Raw genomic sequence first — 2,788 nt, forward strand, 5'->3', positions numbered from 1 at the left:
TCAGCATGACGTGTCGACAAACCTGCGGAACGCCGACATGTCATTCGATCCAAAACGGCCTTACAACGACCTGCCTCCCCTCCCCCCAGGCGCCGAAATTGAATCAAAAGCCATTCTGCGGGCCTGCATCGGCGCGCGCGCAGCTATTGCCGAACTGAAGATTGCCGGCCAATTGATCCCGAACCAGGCCGTCCTGATCAATTCCATCCCGCTTCTTGAAGCACAAGCAAGTTCCGAAATAGAGAACATCGTTACAACGACCGACCGATTGTTTCGTTTCGCCAATGAAGAAGGCAATCAAGCAGACCCGGCCACGAAAGAAGCGCTGCGGTACCGCACAGCCCTCAACCGAGGTTTCCATACGCTAGCAGAGCGGCCGCTCTCGACTGCGACAGCAATCGAAGTTTGCCGGACGATCAAGGGCGTCGATCTTGATGTCCGCGCAACACCCGGCACGGCACTGATGAACGAAGCGACCGGCGCGGTTATCTACACGCCGCCCGAAGGTCAGGAGCTACTGCGCAACAAGCTTTCCAACTGGGAGCGTTTCATCCACGAGGCAGAGGAGGTTGACCCCCTCATCCGACTCGCCGTCATGCACTATCAGTTTGAGGCCATTCATCCGTTCATTGACGGCAATGGCCGTACCGGCCGTGTCCTCAACCTGCTGTACCTCGTGGATAAGGGCCTGTTGGAAATCCCGGTTCTCTATCTCAGCCGCCACATCATCCGGAACAAGCGAACCTACTATGACCTTCTCCTCGCGGTGACCGCTGAAGCAGCTTGGGAGCCATGGATACTATTTATGCTTGAAGCGGTCCGCGCGACCGCCGAATGGTCGACCGCCAAAATTCGGGCGATCCGCGACCTTCTCGATCAAACGGCAGAACGCCTGCGGCGAGATGCACCCAGGATCTATTCACGCGAACTGGCCGAGGTCATTTTCGTCAATCCCTACTGCCGGATCGGTGATCTCGTGACAACCGGTATCGCCAAGCGGCAGGCTGCATCCACCTATCTCAAGACGCTTGTCGGTCTCAGCCTGCTTGAAGAAGTGAAAGCCGGACGTGAAAATCTCTATATCAACCCTGCTTTACTGACACTGCTGTCAGACAGGAATATAGCTTGATGCGCACGACTTATGTGGTTGTTTTGATTTCACCATCTATAAATAATTTTTCGGGCGATCGATCGCTGGGGGAATGTTTCCCGTCGCGCGCTCGATCCGCAGGCCATCAATGATATTGTCAAGCTGCTGGCGGCTGCGGCCGGGCTCGAGCCGCGGGAGTATTCAGCGCACGGTTTACGTTCGGGCTACCTGACCGAGGCCGGAAGCCATGGATCAGTCGCCCCATCGATCTGTGCAACAGGCCGCAGGATATTATAACAGCGCCGCGAGACGAAGCGGACGGGCCGCTCGTCTTCTTCCGTGATTAAAGGCACCTATTGTGGACATAGCGTTGACTCCCGAAAACCAGTGCCAAGGGACATCAAAGCATGAGCGCCACGAAGAATACATTTTGACGGCTCACCTACGGAGGAGCAGTTTATCCCAATTCAATACGTCCTGTTTTCCCAAGCTCACGGAGCTCGTGAACTTGAATAACGGCAATACGTCCATCAAAAGTTCCAACGGCCAAAGAAGCTTCCATCACATCCATAGAGTAGATGACCGTCGGATAGCTTTCGATCGTGACTTGCCCAGCCATTTCGACTGCCCCGTCGGCTGCATTTATCAGCGTGAGTGTGCCATCAAGAAAGGCCACAATGATGAGTTCTTCTTTTGGAGAGTGCACTATGGCACTTGCAACTGCCGTGGTGCCAAGTCGCCACGTTTCCTGCACCGCTCACGTCTTTGATGATTGGCATGCGCAAATCATCAAAGACGGCGAAGGGCCGTAGTTCCCTTGGTCGGTGAAGCGCCAACCTTTGACGCATCCGTTGCCCCATGTAAGCGGCACGTCCGAGAGGTTTTGTGAGTAGCGGGAATGTACTTGCGAGAATACCGTCGTCGGGGCTTCGAAACATACGTGTGATCGCACCGCTTCCTCGGATGGTCGGCGCACAGATTATCAACGGCTTATCTCCTTGGCACACAGCCCTCGACTTCCCTGTCGCTTGTGGTTCAGTGCACTACCCCGGGCAGCTAATACCTAGTTGATGCGTTTTGCGATAGACGGTGGAGCAGCCGAGTGCCAGTTTTCTCGCCCGCCGTCTCCTTCGGCCATGCGCCACCCGACCATTTCTGGGTGGTCAAAAGTGAACCGTAATCCCGGCAAAACATTCGGTCGAACCGTCTCCCGATAGCCGGCAGCCTTCGTTGAATCGTTGCCCGTATCGATAAAGGCCAGCACCTGTATCAGCCAATCACGTATCGCGGGTCGTTGCCTTCGACAGGAGCGGGCGACAAATGCACGTGAACCAAAACCCTGACAGCTGTCAGGGTTTTGTCTCGCTGATGCAGCCCTAGCCCACTGCTCTCTCGCCTTGTCCGTGAACTCTTAGCAGGGCCATGAGAACCGGCCCTAACGAAAATTCGCCCCGTGCCGCCTTGCGTGTCAGGTCTCGGAGATACCCTCCCGGCGAGTTGATGTGCCCTGTYCGCTCGAGGATGCAAGCCACCGCGACGGCCGCATTTTCTGGTCCCATCACCTCACAGGCTTGTTGATAGGCCGACGGGCTGACGCCCAACATCGACCGGACGACCACCGCTGCCCCCATCATTTCCCGCCAACTTCCGATCGTACCGCCCGGCCCATACATTGCGATCTCGGGGCAAGCCCGTATC

The 2,788-nt window shown here is 56.3% G+C and carries 3 protein-coding genes and 1 pseudogene; 2 read left to right on the forward strand and 2 right to left on the reverse strand.

The annotated features are described in order from the left end of the window. Positions 1–1,129, forward strand: a 1,129-nt coding sequence (gene fic / locus AC1D17_RS28345) for a protein adenylyltransferase Fic (RefSeq protein WP_477568545.1), incomplete at its 5' end; no start/stop codon positions are given. Between the two features lie 45 nt (positions 1,130–1,174). Next, positions 1,175–1,433 (forward strand): annotated as a pseudogene (locus AC1D17_RS28350) (site-specific integrase); the annotation flags it as partial. A 114-nt stretch (positions 1,434–1,547) separates the two neighbouring features. On the opposite strand, the gene AC1D17_RS28355 reads toward AC1D17_RS28350, so the two are convergent. Both AC1D17_RS28355 and repC read right to left on the reverse strand, forming a co-directional pair. Continuing rightward, positions 1,548–1,844: a hypothetical protein gene (locus AC1D17_RS28355; protein ID WP_477568546.1), complete on the reverse strand. Its 297-nt coding sequence runs from the start codon at positions 1,842–1,844 to the stop codon at positions 1,548–1,550. A 622-nt stretch (positions 1,845–2,466) separates the two neighbouring features. Then, the coding region (repC, locus tag AC1D17_RS28360) for a plasmid replication protein RepC (RefSeq protein ID WP_477568547.1) at positions 2,467–2,788 on the reverse strand (322 nt) is incomplete at its 5' end.

This window comes from Pararhizobium sp. P1_E7, from assembly GCF_056405855.1.